The organism is Cellulomonas sp. URHD0024 (assembly GCF_000426185.1).
Taxonomy (GTDB): domain Bacteria; phylum Actinomycetota; class Actinomycetes; order Actinomycetales; family Cellulomonadaceae; genus Cellulomonas.
Map to the genome: position 1 here is coordinate 300353 of NZ_AUEW01000001.1, position 17562 is coordinate 317914.

General features: G+C 72.5%; 16 protein-coding genes. 8 read left to right on the forward strand and 8 right to left on the reverse strand.

Annotated elements, in window-relative coordinates; translation table 11 throughout:
- Nucleotides 1–118 precede the first annotated feature (118 nt).
- From I847_RS0101345 to I847_RS21335, 4 genes are read left to right on the forward strand one after another with little or no spacing between them, the layout of a single operon-like run.
- Nucleotides 119–1015 carry a hypothetical protein gene (locus tag I847_RS0101345; RefSeq protein WP_028048247.1) on the forward strand — a complete coding sequence of 299 codons (897 nt, stop codon included), beginning with the start codon at nt 119–121 and terminating at the stop codon, nt 1013–1015.
- Nucleotides 1000–2823 (forward strand): hypothetical protein, encoded by a 1824-nt coding sequence (locus I847_RS21330; protein ID WP_034608972.1) that lies wholly within the window; start codon nt 1000–1002, stop codon nt 2821–2823. The genes I847_RS0101345 and I847_RS21330 overlap by 16 nt, the downstream gene beginning before the upstream one ends.
- A complete protein-coding gene (locus I847_RS0101355; protein ID WP_028048248.1) occupies nt 2820–4667 on the forward strand; it encodes an MBL fold metallo-hydrolase in 1848 nt (615 codons plus the stop codon). The genes I847_RS21330 and I847_RS0101355 overlap by 4 nt, the downstream gene beginning before the upstream one ends.
- Complete coding sequence (locus I847_RS21335; RefSeq protein WP_051274354.1) at nt 4664–6643, forward strand: hypothetical protein; 1980 nt, start codon at nt 4664–4666, stop codon at nt 6641–6643. The genes I847_RS0101355 and I847_RS21335 overlap by 4 nt, the downstream gene beginning before the upstream one ends.
- 1 nt (nt 6644) lies before the next feature.
- On the opposite strand, the gene I847_RS21340 is transcribed toward I847_RS21335, so the two are convergent.
- The 8 genes from I847_RS21340 to I847_RS21350 form a co-directional block, all read right to left on the reverse strand.
- Nucleotides 6645–7583, reverse strand: a complete 939-nt coding sequence (locus tag I847_RS21340; RefSeq protein WP_081680336.1) for a carbohydrate ABC transporter permease — start codon at nt 7581–7583, stop codon at nt 6645–6647.
- A complete protein-coding gene (locus I847_RS0101370; protein WP_034608697.1) occupies nt 7583–8536 on the reverse strand; it encodes a carbohydrate ABC transporter permease in 954 nt (317 codons plus the stop codon). Before I847_RS0101370 ends, I847_RS21340 begins: the two co-directional genes overlap by 1 nt.
- A 133-nt stretch (nt 8537–8669) precedes the next feature.
- Nucleotides 8670–9584, reverse strand: a complete 915-nt coding sequence (locus I847_RS0101375; protein WP_028048250.1) for a phosphotransferase family protein — start codon at nt 9582–9584, stop codon at nt 8670–8672.
- The gene (locus tag I847_RS0101380; RefSeq protein ID WP_028048251.1) at nt 9581–10186 is read right to left on the reverse strand and encodes a UdgX family uracil-DNA binding protein; all 606 of its coding nucleotides are present in this window, start codon (nt 10184–10186) and stop codon (nt 9581–9583) included. The genes I847_RS0101375 and I847_RS0101380 overlap by 4 nt, the downstream gene beginning before the upstream one ends.
- A gap of 42 nt (nt 10187–10228) precedes the next feature.
- The gene (locus I847_RS26460; RefSeq protein WP_155855941.1) at nt 10229–10399 is read right to left on the reverse strand and encodes a hypothetical protein; all 171 of its coding nucleotides are present in this window, start codon (nt 10397–10399) and stop codon (nt 10229–10231) included.
- A 189-nt stretch (nt 10400–10588) separates the two neighbouring features.
- Entirely contained in the window at nt 10589–11227 is a 639-nt protein-coding gene (locus tag I847_RS21345; protein ID WP_034608699.1) for a DUF3618 domain-containing protein, read from the reverse strand.
- Complete coding sequence (locus I847_RS0101400; RefSeq protein WP_028048252.1) at nt 11224–11634, reverse strand: phage holin family protein; 411 nt, start codon at nt 11632–11634, stop codon at nt 11224–11226. The genes I847_RS21345 and I847_RS0101400 overlap by 4 nt, the downstream gene beginning before the upstream one ends.
- Nucleotides 11631–12392, reverse strand: coding sequence for a hypothetical protein (locus I847_RS21350; protein ID WP_051274355.1), 762 nt, complete (start codon nt 12390–12392; stop codon nt 11631–11633). Before I847_RS21350 ends, I847_RS0101400 begins: the two co-directional genes overlap by 4 nt.
- 436 nt (nt 12393–12828) lie before the next feature.
- On the opposite strand from I847_RS21350, the gene I847_RS0101410 reads away from it, so the two are divergent.
- The 4 genes from I847_RS0101410 to I847_RS0101430 all read left to right on the forward strand — a co-directional run bounded on the left by I847_RS0101410 (nt 12829) and on the right by I847_RS0101430 (nt 17538).
- Nucleotides 12829–13692 (forward strand): SDR family oxidoreductase, encoded by an 864-nt coding sequence (locus I847_RS0101410; protein WP_028048253.1) that lies wholly within the window; start codon nt 12829–12831, stop codon nt 13690–13692.
- A gap of 15 nt (nt 13693–13707) precedes the next feature.
- Nucleotides 13708–16164 (forward strand): molybdopterin oxidoreductase family protein, encoded by a 2457-nt coding sequence (locus I847_RS0101415; RefSeq protein WP_028048254.1) that lies wholly within the window; start codon nt 13708–13710, stop codon nt 16162–16164.
- Nucleotides 16161–16589 carry a hypothetical protein gene (locus I847_RS0101420; RefSeq protein WP_028048255.1) on the forward strand — a complete coding sequence of 143 codons (429 nt, stop codon included), beginning with the start codon at nt 16161–16163 and terminating at the stop codon, nt 16587–16589. Before I847_RS0101415 ends, I847_RS0101420 begins: the two co-directional genes overlap by 4 nt.
- Nucleotides 16590–16866: 277 nt before the next feature.
- Nucleotides 16867–17538: a hypothetical protein gene (locus tag I847_RS0101430; RefSeq protein WP_028048256.1), complete on the forward strand. Its 672-nt coding sequence runs from the start codon at nt 16867–16869 to the stop codon at nt 17536–17538.
- The last annotated feature ends 24 nt before the right edge of the window (nt 17539–17562 follow it).

The following is a 17562-nucleotide window of genomic DNA, read 5'->3' on the forward strand; positions in this document are numbered from 1 at the left end:
CCTGCACCCGATGCACCGCTCCATGAAATGAAGCGGTTCCCAGGTCTGTCAACGTGCACTTGACCCGCCGGAGAAGCGCTTCGCAGGATGGGAAGGTGCCCGGCTCGACAGAGAACTCATGAGCGCGACCCTCGATGCGATAGCCCGGCCGGCTGGTGGCTTCGCGATGGTGGCGATGGACCAGCGCGAGAGCTTGCGCACCATGTTCGATGCTGCGGGCTCGGTGTCCGTGCGTGCCGACGACAGCCGCCTGGTGGACTTCAAGGTCGCCGTCGCGCAGGTCCTCGGCCCCCTCGCCTCGGGCTTCCTCATCGATCGCGGCCCAGCGCTCCAGCGCATCCGGTCCTGTGTGCTGCCGTCGTCGACCGGCCTGCTCCTGGCGGCGGACAGCCTGGTGCAGGATGCCGGGGGACCGGTCGAGGAGACCGGACTGGACCACGTCGTGCTCGCGGACGGTTTCGACCTGCGCGGTGTGGCCGCACTCAAGCTCCTGCTGATCTGGAGACGTGACGAGCGGCGCCACGAGCGCGTCGAGCTGGCCCGGCGCTTCGTCGACGAGGCGCGCCGACGCGGTGTGCTGTCGGTCCTCGAACCGGTCGTGCGGGCCACGCCCGCAGAGGCCGGGAGCTGGGACCTGGACGACGCGATCGTGGAGGCGGCGCAGGAGCTGTCGGTCCTGGGCGCCGACCTGTACAAGGCGCAGGTCCCGCGGGCCGGGCGCGGGCCGCTCCCGGCGCTCGTGGCGGCGTGCGAACGGCTCGGACGAGCCGTGCGCGGTCCGTGGGTGGTTCTCTCGCAAGGGGTCGACCCCGAGGACTTCGCGCAGGCCGTCGTCGCGGCCTGCCGGGGCGGCGCGAGCGGCTTCCTGGCGGGCCGTGCCCTGTGGAGCGACGTGGTCGGCACACCGGACGTCGAAGCCACCCTGCGGGCCGTGGCGGTCCCGCGGCTGCGCCGGTTGATCGAGGTCGTCGACGCCGAGGCGCAGCCGTGGAGCCAGGTGTGGGCGTCGTCCTGACCGCGGACGGGACGCTCGTCGCCCGGGACTACCGGGTCGTCGTCCTGCCGACCCCGCCGCGCGCGGTGCTCGCCGACCGCCACGGTCGGATCTGGTCGCAGCTGAGCCTGCTCGCGTCGGTCGACCGGGTCGACGAACCGGACGTGTCGGTGGCCGTCGGCGCGCCCGAGGTCCGGCAGGTCGCGGAAGACCAGCTCGAGGTCGTGCTGTCCAGCAGCAGCACCGCGTGGTCGTCCAGGACCGTCCGGCTGCTGTGTCGCGACGACCGCCTCGAGCTCACCGTGACGGTCCGCGGTTCGGGCGACCTGGGACGCGTCCGGCTGTTCGGAGGCTCGGCGCTGCTCGGTTCGGGGGCGACGGGCACCTTCCGCTCGTCGATCGAGCACCGGAGCGTCTTCGTGCCGACGCCGACCGAGCCCGTGCAGGTCGTCCGGCCGGCGACCAGCGCGGCCGCGCTCGGGGTCCTCGGGGACGGGTCGCCCGGGCGGGTCCACGCGGTGTTCTCCCCACCTCCGCTCTGCCTGGTGCTGGGACGCGCCGCGGCGCCCGGACCGCTGGACGTCCCGGTCGGCGACTGGCTGTCCGTGGGTGTCGTCGCCCCCGTCGCGACCCTCGGGTTCACCGAGCTCACCTACGAGCCGCTCGACGACGGCTTCCTGCTCGCCCTGGACTACGACGGCCACACGGCGGTGGACGGCCGGTTCGAGACGCCGGCCCTGGTGCTGCGCCCGGTCGGCGACCCGTGGGACGGGCTGCGCACCTACCGCGACGACCTCGTCGACGCCGGCTTCGCGCCGCAGGGCCCCCGCGGAGATCGCCCGGCGTGGTGGCGCGAGCCGATCTTCTGCGGCTGGGGCGCGCAGTGCGCCCGGGCGCCGCTGCCCGGCCCGACGCGGTTGCACCCCTCGCACCTGGCCGACCTGCCGCTGGCCCCCACGGGCACACCGAACGCGACGGACCTCTCGCGCGCCGACGTGTACGACGAGCTGCTCGACCACCTGGCCGCGCACGGCGTCGAACCCGGCACGATCGTGGTGGACGACAGGTGGCAGAAGGCCTACGGCACCGCGGAGCCGGACGACGAGCGATGGCCGGACCTGCGGGGGTGGATCGCCAGGCGTCACGACGCCGGACAGCGGGTGCTGCTCTGGTGGAAGGCCTGGGACCCCGCCGGCGTCCCGGCCGACGAGTGCCTGGTCGACCCCTCCGGTCGGCCGGTCGCGGTCGACGTGGGCAACCCGGACTACCTGGACCGCCTCGACCGTGTGGTGGCGTCCTTGGTGGGTGGGGCGGGTCTGGACGCGGACGGGCTGAAGATCGACTTCACGCAGCGGTCGCCCTCGGGCGCGGCCGTCCGCCGGCCGGGTGGCGGGGGACCGTGGGGTGTCGCCGCGTTGCACGTGCTGCTGCGCCGGGCGTACGTCGCGGCGAAGCGGGCCAAGCCCGACGCGCTCGTCGTGACGCACACGCCGCACCCGTCGTTCGGCGACGTGTGCGACATGGTCCGGCTCGACGACCTCCTGGAGAGCGATCCTCTCGGTGCGCGCGTCCCGGCGGCCGGGCAGGCGGCGGTCCGGGCCGCGACGGTGGCCGCGTGCCTCCCGACCCACCTGGTCGACACGGACCAGTGGCCCATGACGTCGCTCGCCGAGTGGCGCGAGTACGTCGTGCAGCAAGCGGCGTGGGGGGTGCCGGCGCTCTACTACGCCGAGCGCATCGACCGGTCGGGCGAACCCCTCGAGCACGAGGACCTGGCCCTGGTGGCGTCCAGCTGGGCGACCTACCGAGCGCGCGACGGCGCCCGATGAGCGGCACGACCCCGACGGAGATCGTGCCGGGGGTCTTCCGGATCGCCGATACCTGCCACGTGTACGTCGTCGTCGCCCAGCAGGGCGCCGAGCGCACGGCGATCGCCATCGACTTCGGTTCCGGTGCCGTCCTGGACGAGCTGGCGGCGATGGGTGTCGACCGGATCACCGACGTGCTGCTGACGCACCACCACCGCGACCAGGCGCAAGGGCTGCCGCGCGCCGTCGCCGCAGGGATCCGCGTGCACGTCCCGCCGGTCGAACGTGACCTGTTCGACCGGGTCGACGAGATGTGGCGCACCCGCCCGCTCGACAACGACTACAACCTGCGCCAGGACCGCTTCTCGCTGCTCGAGCCCGTGCCGGTGGACGACGTCGTGCCCGAGTACCGCACAGCGCGGTACGGCGGCGTCGAGGTCGAGGTGCTGCCGACCCCTGGCCACACCGTCGGGTCGGTGACCTACCTGGTCCGCGCGGCGGACCGGCTGCTCGCGTTCACCGGCGACCTCGTCTACTCCCCGGGGAAGGTCTGGTCGCTCGCCGCGAGCCAGTGGAGCTACACCGAGACCGAGGGGCCGGCGATGACGGTGCTGTCGGCCTACCTGCTCATGGACCGGGACGTGGACGTCCTCCTGCCGTCGCACGGCGAGGTCATGAACGACCCCCGGCACGCCCTCGGACTCCTCGCGTCCCGCATGCGTGCCTACGTGGACTCCCGCCGGCCCCTGCCGTGGGACCTGCGGACCCGGCTCGAGGACCCGTACCTGCGCGTGACCGAGCACCTGCTGCTGAACACGTCGAGCCTCTCCTGCTGCTACGTGCTGCTGTCGCGGTCCGGTGCAGCGCTGCTCATCGACTACGGGTACGACATGACCACCGGTCTCCCGGGCGGCTCCGACCGGGCGTCGCGTCGGCCGTGGTTGGCGTCGCTGCCCGCGCTGCGCCGGACCTACGCAGTGGGTGCCGTGGAGGCGGTGCTCGCGACGCACTACCACGACGACCACGTGGCCGGCATGAACCTGCTGCGGGAGGTCGAGGGCACGCAGGTGTGGGCGCCGGCCAACGTCGCGCCTGTCCTCGCTTCGCCCGCCGACCACGACCTGCCGTGCCTCTGGTTCGACCCGGTACCCGTCGACCGGGTGCTGCCGCTCGGTTCGACGACGCGCTGGCGCGAGTACGAGATCACGGTCCACGAGCTGCCCGGTCACACGCTCTTCGCGGCGGCGTTCGAGCTGGTGGTAGACGGGATCCGGGTGTTGGTCACGGGGGACCAGCAGGACGGCCTCGGCATCCCGGGACGGCGTCGTGAGTTCCTCAACTACCAGTACCGCAACCGGTTCCGCGTCGAGGACTACCGGGACAGCGCCAGCCTCTACCGTGCCGTGGCTCCGGGCGTCATGGTCTCGGGCCACTGGGAACCGCGCTGGGTCGACGAGGCGTACCTGGAGATGCTCGCGGTGCAGGGCGAGGAGGTGGTGCGCGTGCACGACGACCTGCTCCCGTTCGACGAGCTCGATCTCGGAGCCGACGGCGTCCTGGCTCGGGCGACCCCGTACCGTTCCCGGGTCGTGGTCGGCGCGACCCGGCGTCTCGAGGTGGAGGTCCGGAACCCTTTTTCCGTGTCGTGCGGTGTCGTCGTCCGGCCCGTCGTGCCCGACGGGTGGCGCTGCGAGCCGGGCGTGGCCACCGCCGAGGTGGCCGGCGGCGGCGCGGTGGTCGTGCACGTCTCGGTGACGGCCTGCGGGCCGGCCCGTCCCCGGGTGCCGATCGGGTTCGACGTGAGCATCGGCGAGCTGCGGCTGGGCCAGCACGCCGAGGCCGTGCTCGAGGTGGTCGACGCGTGACGATCGAGCTCCGAACGGGCGACGGGACGGTGGTCGGTGTCGTCGACCACGTGGCCGAGCTCGTCCTGCCCGACGGTCGGACGGAGCCCTTCCGTGACGCCGGCACCGACGCCGACGGCACTCGCCGGGGCACCTGTCGCGGATTCCGGGCCGAGGCGCGCTGGTCCCCGTCCGACGGTTCGGGGGCACGCAGGGTGCGGCTCACGGTCCGCTACGACGGCGCCCGCCCGGCGGACGCGTCCATCCGGGTGCGCTGCTCCCTGCCGCCCCACGACGACCCGCCGTGGTGGCTGGTCCCCGGCTCGTTCTACGGCGCGAACCGCCCGTCCGACAGCACCGTGGTCTTCCCGAGGTTCGAGGTGGGGTCGCGGGACTACGACCACCTCGTCAGTGACCACTGGGCTCTGCGCGCCGACCGGGCGGCCACCCCCGCGGTCTTCGGCTGGGCGGGTCCCGGAGGCCTCGCCATGCTGGCCGCCGAGACGACCTCGCTCGGGATGACCGGGTTGGGCTTCGCCCACGACGCGCGCACCCGTCGGGGAAGCCTGCACCTGACATTCCCGTTCCGGGAGGAGCCGGTGAGCTACGACGGCTCGCCGTCCCCTCGACCCGCCGAGGTGGCGACCCACCGCTGGGCGCCGGGCGAGGAGGTGTGCGTCGAGCTCGTCGTCCACGCGCTCGGGAGCGACCGCCACGGGTACGCCTCGGTCCTGCGCGACGAGCACGCCCGGTCCCGGGCCTCCTCGCCCCTGCGTCCGTGGGTGGCCATCCCCGAGGCCGCCGACCTCGCCGCCGACGGCCTGTGCCGCTGGCACTACGCCGAGCCGGGTGTCCTGCTGGAGACCGTCGGGTTCGACCGGGGGATCGCGGGGCGCGACGGGCTGTCGGTCGACCGGCAGGCGATGCACGTCGGCTGGCTCAGCGGCATCCCGTGGGCGTACGCGCTGCTCGTGCACGGGCGTCGTCGGGCACGTCCCGAGGAGGTCCGCCGGGCGGAGCGCGTCATCGACTTCGTGTGCGCCGACCTGTCCCCGTCGGGCTCCTTCTGGGGCGTCTGGTACGCCGAGGGCGGCTGGACCCAGAGCTGGTCGAGCCGACCGCACGCGTTGCAGTCCCGGACCCTCGCCGAGGCGTCGCTGTTCCTGCTGCGCGCGCTCGAGCTCGGACCGGAGGTGCGGTCCGAGCACCCGCGCTGGTCGGAGGCGCTGCGCTCCACCCTCGACGCAGTCGCCGCCCGGCAGCGTGCGGACGGCAACCTCGGCGCCGCCCACGACGCCCTGACGGGCGAGGTGCTCTCGTGGGACAGCACGGCCGGGCTCGCGTGGGTGGCGCCCCTGGCGGAGGCGTCCCGCTGGGACGACGGCTCCTACCTGGCGGCTGCCGAGCACGCCGGGGACTACTACGCGCCGTTCGTGGAGGGCGGGCTGCTCCACGGAGCACCCGAGGACGTGGACGCGGCGCCGACCTCGGAGGACGGGTACGTCGCGGTCATGTCCTACATGGCTCTGCACCGCCGGACGGGCGACCCGCGCTGGCTGGACCTCGCCCGGCGCGCGGCCGACTGGATGCTCACGTTCCGGTACACGTACAACACCGCGTTCCCGAGCGGCACGCTCCTGGACGTCTACGACTTCCGCACCAGGGGCGCCGACAACGCGTCGCCGCCGAACCCCCACCTGCACGCCTACGGGCTGGTCTGCACCGCCGAGCTCGCCGAGCTGTCGGTCGCCACGGGCGACGACCACTACGTCGAGCGCGCCCGCGAGACCCTCGCCTGCTTCCGGCAGCTCATCGCGCGCTTCGACGGCGACTTCAACGCCTACCGAGGCATGGCGAGCGAGCGCTACTACCAGACCGAGTCGTTCCAGCCCAAGGGCATGCTCCTCACCCTGTCGCACGCCTGGTCGGTCGGCGTCCTGCTGCTCGCGTGCGAGCAGGCGATCGTCCGGCCGGAGCTCTTGGTGCCCGCGCGGTGAGCTACCCCTTGCGCCCGGTGGTGGCGACGCCCTCGATGAAGTACCGCTGCCCGAAGGCGAAGAGCACCAGCATGGGCAGCGTCACGATCAGCGACGCCACCATGACGTACTGGTAGTCGCCCTGGCCGCCTGCCGTGGGGCTGTACTTGGTCATCGCGTAGGCGATCCCGAGCGGAGCGGTGAACCCGTCGACGCTTCCCGCGTTCAGGTAGATGAGCGCCTGCTGCAGGTTGTTCCAGCTGGCCTGGAACTCGAACAGCAGCACGATCACGAACGACGGGATGGACAGCGGCATCGCGACCTTCCAGAACATCTTCCAGTAGCTCGCGCCGTCGATGCGGGCCGCCTCGAACAGCTCACGCGGCAGGCCGAGGAAGAACTGTCGCTGCAGGAAGATGTAGAACGCGGACCCGAACAGGTTGGCGCCGAAGAGCGGCACCCAGGTACCCAGCAGGCCCACGTTCTTCCAGATCAGGTAGATCGGGACCATGGTGACCGCGCCGGGCAGCATCATCGTCGCGAGCACGAGCCCGAACAGGATGCCGCGGCCCGGGAAGCGGAAGTAGGCGAAGCCGAACGCGACGACGGAGCTGGACAGCGCGACGGCGACCGAGGCGATCAGGGCGATGGCGAAGCTCGTTCCCACCCAGTGCAGGAGGGGCAGCTGGCGCCAGACCTCCACGTAGTTGGACCACTCGAACGTCCCCGGCCACAGCGAGTTGTCGAAGACCTTGCCCCGACCCTTCAGGCTGGCCGCCAGCAGCCAGGCGAACGGGTACAGGAACATCAGCGCGAACCCGATGGACAGCACCCACAGGACGATGCGCCCGACCCGGCGCCGCGGTCCCTGCGGCCCCCCGTCGGTCGGCTGTTCGTCCGGCCTGGGGGCGACGATGACAGCGGCACCCGGACGCGGCCCGGCGGTCCCGACGGCAGACATCAGCGGTCTCCCTCGTAGTAGACGAGCCGGTTGCCGAACCTCATCTGCACGAACGTGACGATCATGATGATGACGAACAGCAGCCAGGCCATGGCAGCGGCGAACCCGAAGTTGAACTGCCGGAAGGCCTGTTGGAACAGGTAGACGGCATAGAACAGGGACGCCTCCGGCGAGGAGTTCGACTGGTCGCGCCAGAAGAGCAGGTAGGCCTGGTCGAACACCTGGAACGCGGCGATCGTGAGCACGATGACGTTGAAGAACATGGCGCTCGAGATCATCGGCAGGGTGATGCTGAAGAACCGTCGGACGGGACCGGCGCCGTCGAGGGAGGCCACCTCGTAGAGCTCGCGCGGCACGTTCTTGAGCGCCGCCAGGAAGATGACCATGGTGCCGCTGACCGCCCAGAGCTGCATGAGGACGATCGACGGCTTGATCCAGGTGGGGTCGACCAGCCACTGCGGCCCGGCGATGCCGAACGCGCGCAGGCCCTGGTTGATCGCCCCGGTGTTCCCGTTGAGCAGGAGGAAGAAGACCGCCGCCGTGGCGACGAGGGGGGTCATCCTGGGCAGGTAGTAGAGCGTGCGGAAGGCCCCCGCGCCGCGCCCGATGCCGTTGAGGAGAGACGCCAGCAGGAGGGCGAAGGCGATCTCGAGGGGTACCGCCAGGAGCGCGTAGAACAGCGTGTTCCCCAGGGCGGTGGCCACGCGCGGGTCCTGCACGAGGCCCTGGTAGTTGGACAGCCCGGCCGGGACCGCGGCGTTCGTCGCGAGGTTGTAGTGGCTGAACGAGATCACCAGGCTGTAGATCATCGCGCCCGCGGTGAACACCAGGAACCCGACCAGCCAGGGCGAGATGAACAGGTAGCCCGCGACCGCCTCCCGGCGGTTGAAGCGCACGCGGGCCGGTCTCGGCCGACGGGCCGACACCCGCTGCACGACCTCGGGCTGCGCCATGGCGCCTCCGCCTGCGCGACCAGCGCGGGCGCCGCCGGTCCGTTCTCACCCGCGTCCCGCGTCCTGGTGTGGCCACGAAGGGCCACGTTGGCGCGAACGTAACTCCGCGCCGCGGGTACCGCAACACGATGGGTCAGAGCGCGGCGGCGATCAGCGCGTCGAGCCGTGCGGCCGAACGTTCCCAGCCTGCGGGCCGGTCCGTCGCGACCCAGGTGCGCTCCCGGACGCGGTGCAGCAAGGTGAACAGGTCGAGCCTGGGCCGCTGCGCCGCACTCACCCCGTAGGCCTCCAGGAGGGGCGTCACGTCGGCCGGGGCGTGGAAGGCCACGTGCACCTGGGTCTGCGCGAGGTCGCTCATGGGGTCGTCCCACGTCGCACCCTCGAGATCGACGACACCGGTGAGCGCGGGGTCCGGACCCTCGCGGAGCAGCAGGTTGCCGCTGATGAAGTCGTCATGGCAGAGGGCGGGTTCGGAGCAGGACTCGGCCGCCGGTCGTCGGGTCTCGACGAACCGTGCCACCCGACCTGCGAGGAGCGACGATCCTCCGGCTCCGACGTAGGCCGGCAGCAGCGTGTCGCGCAGCGCGGTGACCCGTCCCCACGCCGTGTCATGGGACGGTCGGAGCAGGTCGCCGAACCGCGCACCGCGGACGGAGTGCAGCCGGCGCAGCAGCCGGCCTGCCGCCTGGGTCAGTGCCGTCCCCGTCGCCGGGTCGATCACGGAGCGGACGTCCGCCCAGCGCACCCCCGGCAGGCGGGTCATGAGCACGTACCCCGCCGACCGGTCGGCGAGCTCGCCGTGCAGCAGCACGCGCGGTACGGGCAGGACCTCCGCGGCCAGGCGAAGGCCGAGGACCTCGGTGGCGAGCCGGGTGTCGGGAGCACCCGGGTAGATCTTCACGACCAGGTCGTTGCCCCGGAGGTCCCGCACGCCGACGACGTGCCCCGCGGCTCCCTGGACCACCGGCCTCCAGCCGTCAGGAGCGGTTCCCGGTCGCCGGTCCCGTACCGCGGCCAGCACCGGCGCGACGACGTCCGCCAGACTCACGACGCGCCGAGGCGCAGATCGCTCACGAGCTCGTCGAACGCGTCGCGGAACCCCTCGCGGCCGCGCAGCCGCACGACCGAGGAGGGGTGCGTCGTCACCAGGTAGCCGCCGCCGAGGAGTCGACCGCGTTCCTTCGTCACGCTCACCGAGCGGCCGAGGAGCGAGCGGGCGGCACTCGCGCCCAGCGCCACCACGACCCGCGGTTGCACGATGCCGAGCTCGGCCTCCAGCCAGGGGGCGCACGCCCGCAGGTGAGTGATGGTCGGCGACTTGTGCAGTCGGCGCTTTCCGCGTTCCTCGAACCGGAAGTGCTTCACCGCGTTGGTCAGGTAGACCGCGTTCTCGTCGATGCCCGCCTCGCGCAGGGCGTCGCTCAGCAGCCGCCCGGCCGGACCGACGAACGGCTCGCCCTCCAGGTCCTCGCGGTCGCCGGGCTGCTCGCCGACCAGGACCATCGAGGCGTCCGACGGCCCTCGGGAGAAGACCACCTGCGTGGCCGGCTGCCAGAGCTCGCAGCCGCGACAGTCCGGCGCAGCCGCGCGAAGGTCGTCGAGGTGCGAGGTGTCGGGGACCCAGCGCCCGGCCCCGGGTGCGTCGCTCACCGTTCGGCGTCGATCGAGCAGGGGCGCGCGCACGCCCTCGCGCTACACCCGGTCGCCGGGCTCGTCACGGTCGGCGTCCGCGTCGAGGTTCCCGATCACGGGAAACGGGATCCGGTCAGAGTCGTGGTCGGGGCGGTTCTCGTCGCGCGCCTCGTCGTCGGAGCGGAAGGGGTCGTTGCTTCCGCTGACCGGGTCGGGTGTGGTCTGGCTCATGGTGCTCTCCCAGGTGCAGGAGGGGAGGACCACGCTGCTGGAGCCCGTGCGGAGCGGCGGAGCCTGCTGGTGACGTCCGCCGTTCGATCATGCGCCCGCCCCGCCCGCGCCGCGACCGCTGTCCGGACGCGGGCGAGCCGCGGGCGTAGCGACGGGGCGGTGGGGGGACCCGCCCCGTCGCTACACGGTCTAGAAGCCCTGCCCGCCGTCGTTCGCCGCGTGTGCGCCCTTGACGTTGTCGGCCGCGTCGGTCGCGTCCGAGCGCAGTGCGGACGCCGCGTCGCGGCTCTCGTCGCGCAACGTCCCCCCGGCCTCGGCCGCCCGGTCCTTGACGGCGGCTGCCGCGTCCTGGGCGGGCTCCCGGAGGTTGTCGGCGACACTCTGTGCCGCCTCCTTGGCCTCCTGGACGAGCGGTGCCGCCTGGTCCTTGGCGGACCGTGCGAGCCGCTGCTCCTGTCGGGTGCTCGGGAGGACCGACGAGACGAGCCACCCCACCCCGAAGGCGACGAGACCCGCAGCCAACGGGTTCCCCCGCGCCCGGGACGCGGCCGCGTGAGGAAGGTCCGACGCCTTGTCGCCGAGCGCCGAGGCCGTCGACCCGACCCTGTCGGCGCCGTCTCCGACGGTGCCGCGCACCGCGTCCGCACCGTCGGATACGGCCCCCATGATGCGGTCCTTCACGGCGGTCGCGGCGGAGCGCGCACGTTCTGCCTGCCGCTGCGCGGCCTGCGTCGGGCTCACCTTGTCGGTGAGGGCGTCGACGTCCGAGCTGAGCTCGGCGCGCGTGCGTTCGATGTCGTCGCGGATCTGGTCCGGATCTGTGCTCATGAGTTCTTCTCCTCGTGTCCTTGCAGAGCGTTGGGGATCTTCTTGACGGAGTCGGTCGTCCGCGGCAGGCCGCCGACGCGCTTGGACTCGGCGCGGCCACGGGCCGCGAGGACCGCCGCGACGATCCCCCACACGACCGCGACGATGACCGCGGACCAGGGCCAGGAGTCCATCGCGTCGCCGAGCGCCCACCAGACGGCGATCGACAGGAACAGCAGGACGAAGTGGCCCGCCACGGCGGCGCCCGCGAACATGGACCCGCCCTTGGCCGCTTGCTTCGCCGACTGCGTGATCTCGGCCTTCGCCAGCTCGACCTCCTGGCGGATGAGCGTCGAGATGTCCCGGGTGACGTCTCCGAGCAGGTCGCCGACGGACTGGCGGGGTGGGGCGTTCAGCGGCTCGGTCATCGCTGGCCCCACGTCGACGAGCTGGGCACCGACGACGAGGTGGGCACGGTCGGTGTGCCGGGCACGGTGGCGGTGGGCACCGGCGACGTGCCGGCCGTCGAGGACAGGTCGTCGGCGAACCGCGGCCGGTCCTCGACAGGGTCGACGTACCCGGCCGACGCCAGCGAGGTCCTGGTCGGGTACTGGGCGGTGCGCTGTTCGGTGCGCGGCTCGTCGTTCGCGGCGTCCTTGATCCCCCGGGTCAGGCGGCCCAGCACGATGCCGGCGCCGGCCGCAATCGCGAGGAACGTCCCTGGACGGCGTCGGGCGAAGTTCCGGACCTCGTCGACGAGCTCGTCGGGGCCGTGCGTGTCGAGCCAGCGGCCGAGGCTGTCGATGCGCTGCCCGACCTCGTGCACGATGTCCGTCGCGGTGTTCTGCTCGTCCGTGCTCGAGGCCATCTGCGTGAGCTGGCTGCCGATCGAGGTCAGGCCGCCCGCGAGTCTGCTCTGCTGCGCGCTCGCCTGGTCGGAGACCTCGAACCGGGCCTGCTGCCACAGGTCACCGATCTGGCGGCGAGCCTCCTGCGAGACCGCGACGGCCTCGCCCTTGGCGTCCTCGAGCAGCTGACCGCCGGTCTGCTTGGCCGAGTCCTTGAGGCGGGTGGCCTCGTCCTTCGCCGTGTCCGTCGTACCGGAGGTGCCGTCCGTCGGTGCCGCATATGTCGTGCCGGACGTGCCGTCGTCCGGTCCCGTGTAGCTGCTCGTGTACTCAGTCATGGTGTTCCTCGTCTCGTGTCTTCCGTGCGAGGGATCCCTGCGACTCGTGCCGCGTGGGCGCGTCGCACGGACCGGGTCGTCAGATCCCGGGAGCCTTCTGCCGCAGGATCGTCCGCGTGTGTGGTTGGGGGGCGGGAGCGCCCTCGATCAACTCGTCCGCAGCGTGCGGGGCCTGTGCCTCGCACTGCTCGGGTCCGGCGACGCTTCCTGTCCCGGACGGCGGTGGACCGGCCCTGCCTCAAGACCGGTATCCCGGGACGCTAAGCCAGCCCGGACGTGCTCGCCACCGGAGGAGGCGGGAAGGGGGCGTTCGGGGGAGCGAGCGGCCGCCCTGCGCCCGCACCGCTCCGGGTGGTCGGCAGATCGGGTCGGTGAGAGGCTCGACGGGCTGGAGAAAACTGGCGACACACGGAGCTCGCACCCCCGAGGAGCCCGCATGTCCGAGTCCGACGAGCAGTTCCCCGCACAGCAGCAGCAGCCTCCCGGCCTGACCGAGCCGATGACCCCGGCGCCGGACCACGGCGAGTCCAGCTACGAAGGATCAGGACTCCTGAGCGGCCGCAAGGCGTTGATCACCGGCGGCGACTCGGGAATCGGCCGAGCCGTCGCCATCGCGTTCGCGCGCGAGGAGGCCGACGTCGCGATCGTGTTCCTCCCGGAGGAGAAGCCGGACGCCGACGAGACCGCCGAGTGGGTCGAACGCGCGGGACGCCGGTGCGTCCTGGTGGCGGCCGACCTCCGCAACGAGGACGAGGCCCGCGGCGCCGTGCGCTCCGCGGCGTCCGAGCTGGGAGGCCTCGACATCCTCGTCAACAACGCCGGCTACCAGTGGGCCCGTCGCGAGTCGGTCGCCGACATCACCACGGACGACCTGGACCGGACGTTCAAGACCAACCTCTACGCGCTGTTCTGGGTGACGCAGAGCGCCCTCGAGCACCTCGGGGAGGGGAGCTCGATCATCAACGTGTCCTCCATCCAGGCGTACCAGCCGTCGGAGACGCTGCTCGACTACGCGGCGACGAAGGCGGCGATCAACAACTTCACCGTCAACCTCGCGGGTGAGCTGGGGGCTCGCGGCATCCGGGTCAACGCGGTCGCTCCCGGGCCGATCTGGACGCCCTTGCAGCCTGCCACGCAGTTCGAGTCCAAGGTCGAGAGGTTCGGCGCGGACACACCGCTGGGCCGGGCTGGGCAGCCCGCGGAGGTCGCCCCGGCGTTCGTGTTCCTGGCCGCCAGCTCGACGGCGTCCTACGTGTCGGGCACCGTCATCGGCGTCACCGGCGGGAAGCCGGTGTTCTGAGCGACAGGACCGGAGATGAAGCGCGACAGGATCGCCGAGCCGTGGGGCGCCCGCACGCCCTACGGCTCGGGCGAGCGCTGGCCCGTCCGGGTGGACACCTACCTGGGCGAGGGCACGACCACCGACCAGGTGGACCGCTGGGTGCAGAGCGCGAGCGTCCTGCACTCGAACGGCGACGGCCTCGACATCGCCGTGCGGGACGGTCGGATCGTGGGGGTGCGCGGGCGCGCGAACGACCGGGTGAACCACGGGCGGCTCGGCCCCAAGGACCTGTTCGGCTGGCAGGCGAACCACTCGCCGGACCGGCTCACCCGGCCGCTCGTCCGCGAGGGCGGCCGGCTCGTCGAGGCGTCGTGGGACGAGGCCATGACCCGGGTGGTGTCACGGACGCGACAGCTCCTGGACACGCGCGGGCCCAGCAGCATCGGCTTCTACACGTCGGGCCAGCTCTTCCTGGAGGAGTACTACACGCTCGCGCTCGTCGCCCGGGGCGGGATCGGCACGGCCCACCTCGACGGCAACACCCGGCTCTGCACCGCGACGGCGGCCGAGGCGCTGAAGGAGTCGTTCGGCTGCGACGGCCAGCCCGGCTCGTACACCGACGTCGACCATGCCGACGTCATCGCGCTGTACGGGCACAACGTCGCCGAGACCCAGACCGTCCTGTGGGCCCGGATCCTCGACCGGTTGGCCGGCCCGAACCCGCCCGCCATCCTGTGCGTGGACCCCCGCCCGACCCCGGTCGCGCGCGCGGCGACCGTGCACCTCGCGCCACGGCCCGGCACCAACGTCGCGCTGATGAACGGGCTGCTCCACGAGCTGCTCGCGAACGACTGGTTCGACCCTGAGTTTGTCGCCGCGCACACCGTCGGGTTCGAGGACCTGCAGGCCGTGGTCCAGGACTACCCCGCGGAGCGAGCGGCGCAGATCTGCGGCATCGACGTCGACGACCTGCGCGCCGCCGCCACCCTGGTCGGGACGGCGGACCGTCTCCTGTCGACCGTGCTGCAGGGCTTCTACCAGGCCAACCAGGCGACAGCGGCGGCGGTTCAGGTCAACAACGTGCACCTGCTGCGCGGCATGCTCGGGCGCCCGGGCTGCGGCATCCTGCAGATGAACGGCCAGCCCACCGCCCAGAACACCCGAGAGTGCGGCGCGGACGGCGACCTGTCCGGCTTCCGCAACTGGGCGAACGCGGAGCACGTCGCCGAGCTCGCGGCGATCTGGAACGTCGAACCGTCGACGATCCCGCACTACTCGCCCCCGACGCACGCGATGCAGATCTTCCGGTACGTCGAGCAGGGCTCGATCGGGATGCTCTGGGTCCAGGCGACGAACCCGGCGGTCTCGCTGCCCGAGCTGGCCCGGATCCGGTCGGTCCTCTCGCGCGACGAGCTGTTCCTCGTGGTCCAGGACATCTTCCTGACCGAGACGGCGCAGCTGGCGGACGTGGTCCTGCCGGCCGCCGCCTGGGCCGAGAAGACCGGGACGTTCACCAACGCCGACCGGACGGTGCACCTGTCCGAGCAGGCCGTCGACCCACCGGGCGAGGCGCGCTCCGACCTCGACATCTTCGTCGACTTCGCCGACCGCATGGGGTTCGTCGACAGGGACGGCGTGCCCCTCGTCGGCTGGCGTGCGCCGCAGGAGGCCTTCGAGGCCTGGAAACGGTGCAGCGCCGGCCGACCGTGCGACTACAGCGGTCTGTCGTACGACGCGCTGCGAGGGTCCGGTGGGATCCAGTGGCCGTGCACGCCGGAGCACCCCGAGGGGACCGAGCGGCTCTACGCCGACGGGCGCTTCTGGGCGGACCCGGACCGGTGCGAGACGTACGGCCGTGACCTGCTGACCGGGGCGCCGGTCGAGGTGACGGAGTACCGGGCCCTCAACCCGGACGGCAAGGCGATCCTCAAGGGCGCCGCGTACCGGGCACCGCACGAGCAGCCGGACAGCGAGTACCCGCTCGCGCTCCTCACCGGCCGGACGCTCTACCAGTTCCACACGCGCACCAAGACCGGGCGGGCGCCCCAGCTGCAGGCAGCCGCGCCGGACGTGTGGGTCGAGGTGTCGGCCGACGACGCGAGTGCTCTGGCGCTCACCGAGGGCGATCTCGCCGAGGTGAGAACTCGTCGCGGCAGCGTCCAGGCGCGGGTACGGGTGACCGCGATCCGCCGCGGCGTCGTCTTCCTGCCGTTCCACTACGGGTACTGGGACGCGCAGGACCTGAGCGCGACCGGCGACGCCGGCCGAGCCGCGAACGAGCTCACGCCCACCGAGTGGGATGCCGTGTCGAAGCAGCCGCTGTTCAAGTCCGGTGCTGCACGTCTGCGCCGGCTGTCCGCGGGCGAGGGCCACACCTCCGCGGCGCCGACGACGACCGCGTCCGCACCGGTGTCCGCCGAGGTCCCTCCCACCCGCGGGGGCCCGGACGCAGAGGTCGAGGAGTCGACGCCCGCCGGGAGCTCGTCGTGAAGCTGGTGACCTTGACCTCCGAGATGGCCGCAGCCGAGGCGGGACTGGCGGCCGCGCTGACCCGCCTCGCCGAGGAGCACCCGACCGACGCGGACGTGCACCACGTGGCCCAGGACCTCGCCCGCTGGTCGCAGGATCATGCGGCCGCACTCGCCGAGCGTGCCGACCTCCGCCTGCCCGACCCCGCCGTGGCGCTGTCCGACCGCGACGACCCCGGTGCGAAGCTCTTGACCGACCTGCGGGACGTCTACGCCACAGCGTGTGGCGTGGCGACCGACTGGGACGTGCTGGGACAAGTGGCGAAGGCACGCCGGGACGACGAGCTGCGTGCGCTCGTCGAGCTGTGCGCCCCGCAGACGAAGCGTCAGGTCACGTGGCTGCGCGCTCAGCGCAAGGTGTCGGCGGCGCAGATCGTCCAGGAGTAGGAGCCCGAGGTGCGCCGAGGGCACGGCGGACCGACGATGGAGTTCGGCGTCGAGCAGGGTGCGCCGGTGGCCCACAGATCACCGGAGGCACCTGTGTGGTTCCTGCTCCTTCGGCGCGTACGCATCCTTCTCGTCGTCGTCGTCCTGCTCCTCTCGTCGCGACGGTGGCCCGTCGGCTCGCAGCGCGCATCGAACGTCGACCGGACGGCCCGAACGTCGGATCCCGCGGACTGCGGGCGGTCGAGACGTCCGCGACCAAGGCGAGGTCGATGCTGCGATGAGCACACCGACCGATACCGATCGCGTCCGGGTGGTGCTCCGCCCGGTCGGGTCGCCGCTTCCGCTCGGGTTCCTGGGTCTGTTCGTCGCGACGACCGGGTTCTCCGCCGTGCAGCTCGGATGGGTACCGGCGGACCAGGCCGCGGTGATCGCGGCCGGCGTGCTCGTGTTCACGGTGCCCGTCCAGCTGCTGGCGAGCGCGATCGGCTTCCTCGCGCGGGACCCGGTCGCCGGGACCGGGATGGGCGTCCTGGCCGGCACCTGGGCCGCGGTCGGCATCACGACGCTGCGCGCACAGCCGGCCACCCACTCTCCGGGCCTGGGTGTCCTCCTGGTGTCGGCGGCCGCCGCCATGCTCGTCCCTGCCCTCTCAGCGTCGGGCAAGCTGGTCGCCGCCGCGGTCATGGCGCTCAGCGCCGTGCGCTTCGCCTGCACCGGGATCGTCCAGCTCACCGGCTCTGCGGACTGGACCCGGGTTGCGGGGTGGACCGGGGTCGCGCTCGCCGCGCTCGCGCTGTACGCCGCCCTCGCCTTCGAGCTCGAGGACGTGCACGAGCGGTCCGTGCTGCCGGTGCTGCGTCGCGGCGCCGGCGCTGCCGCCATGAACGGTGGCGTCGAGCGGCAGCTCGACGGCATCCGCCACGAGGCCGGCGTCCGGCTGCAGCTCTGAGCGACACGACAGGGGCCGCCAGCC

Excerpts from the sequence above, each read along its gene's own strand:
- I847_RS21350 (WP_051274355.1), bottom strand. The coding sequence starts at position 12,392 with ATGACTGAGTACACGAGCAGCTACACGGGACCGGACGACGGCACGTCC.
- I847_RS26460 (WP_155855941.1), bottom strand. The coding sequence starts at position 10,399 with ATGAGCCAGACCACACCCGACCCGGTCAGCGGAAGCAACGACCCCTTC.
- I847_RS0101345 (WP_028048247.1), top strand. The coding sequence starts at position 119 with ATGAGCGCGACCCTCGATGCGATAGCCCGGCCGGCTGGTGGCTTCGCG.
- I847_RS0101400 (WP_028048252.1), bottom strand. The coding sequence starts at position 11,634 with ATGACCGAGCCGCTGAACGCCCCACCCCGCCAGTCCGTCGGCGACCTG.
- I847_RS0101415 (WP_028048254.1), top strand. The coding sequence starts at position 13,708 with ATGAAGCGCGACAGGATCGCCGAGCCGTGGGGCGCCCGCACGCCCTAC.
- I847_RS0101430 (WP_028048256.1), top strand. The coding sequence starts at position 16,867 with ATGAGCACACCGACCGATACCGATCGCGTCCGGGTGGTGCTCCGCCCG.
- I847_RS0101410 (WP_028048253.1), top strand. The coding sequence starts at position 12,829 with ATGTCCGAGTCCGACGAGCAGTTCCCCGCACAGCAGCAGCAGCCTCCC.
- I847_RS0101355 (WP_028048248.1), top strand. The coding sequence starts at position 2,820 with ATGAGCGGCACGACCCCGACGGAGATCGTGCCGGGGGTCTTCCGGATC.
- I847_RS0101370 (WP_034608697.1), bottom strand. The coding sequence starts at position 8,536 with ATGGCGCAGCCCGAGGTCGTGCAGCGGGTGTCGGCCCGTCGGCCGAGA.
- I847_RS21340 (WP_081680336.1), bottom strand. The coding sequence starts at position 7,583 with ATGTCTGCCGTCGGGACCGCCGGGCCGCGTCCGGGTGCCGCTGTCATC.
- I847_RS21345 (WP_034608699.1), bottom strand. The coding sequence starts at position 11,227 with ATGAGCACAGATCCGGACCAGATCCGCGACGACATCGAACGCACGCGC.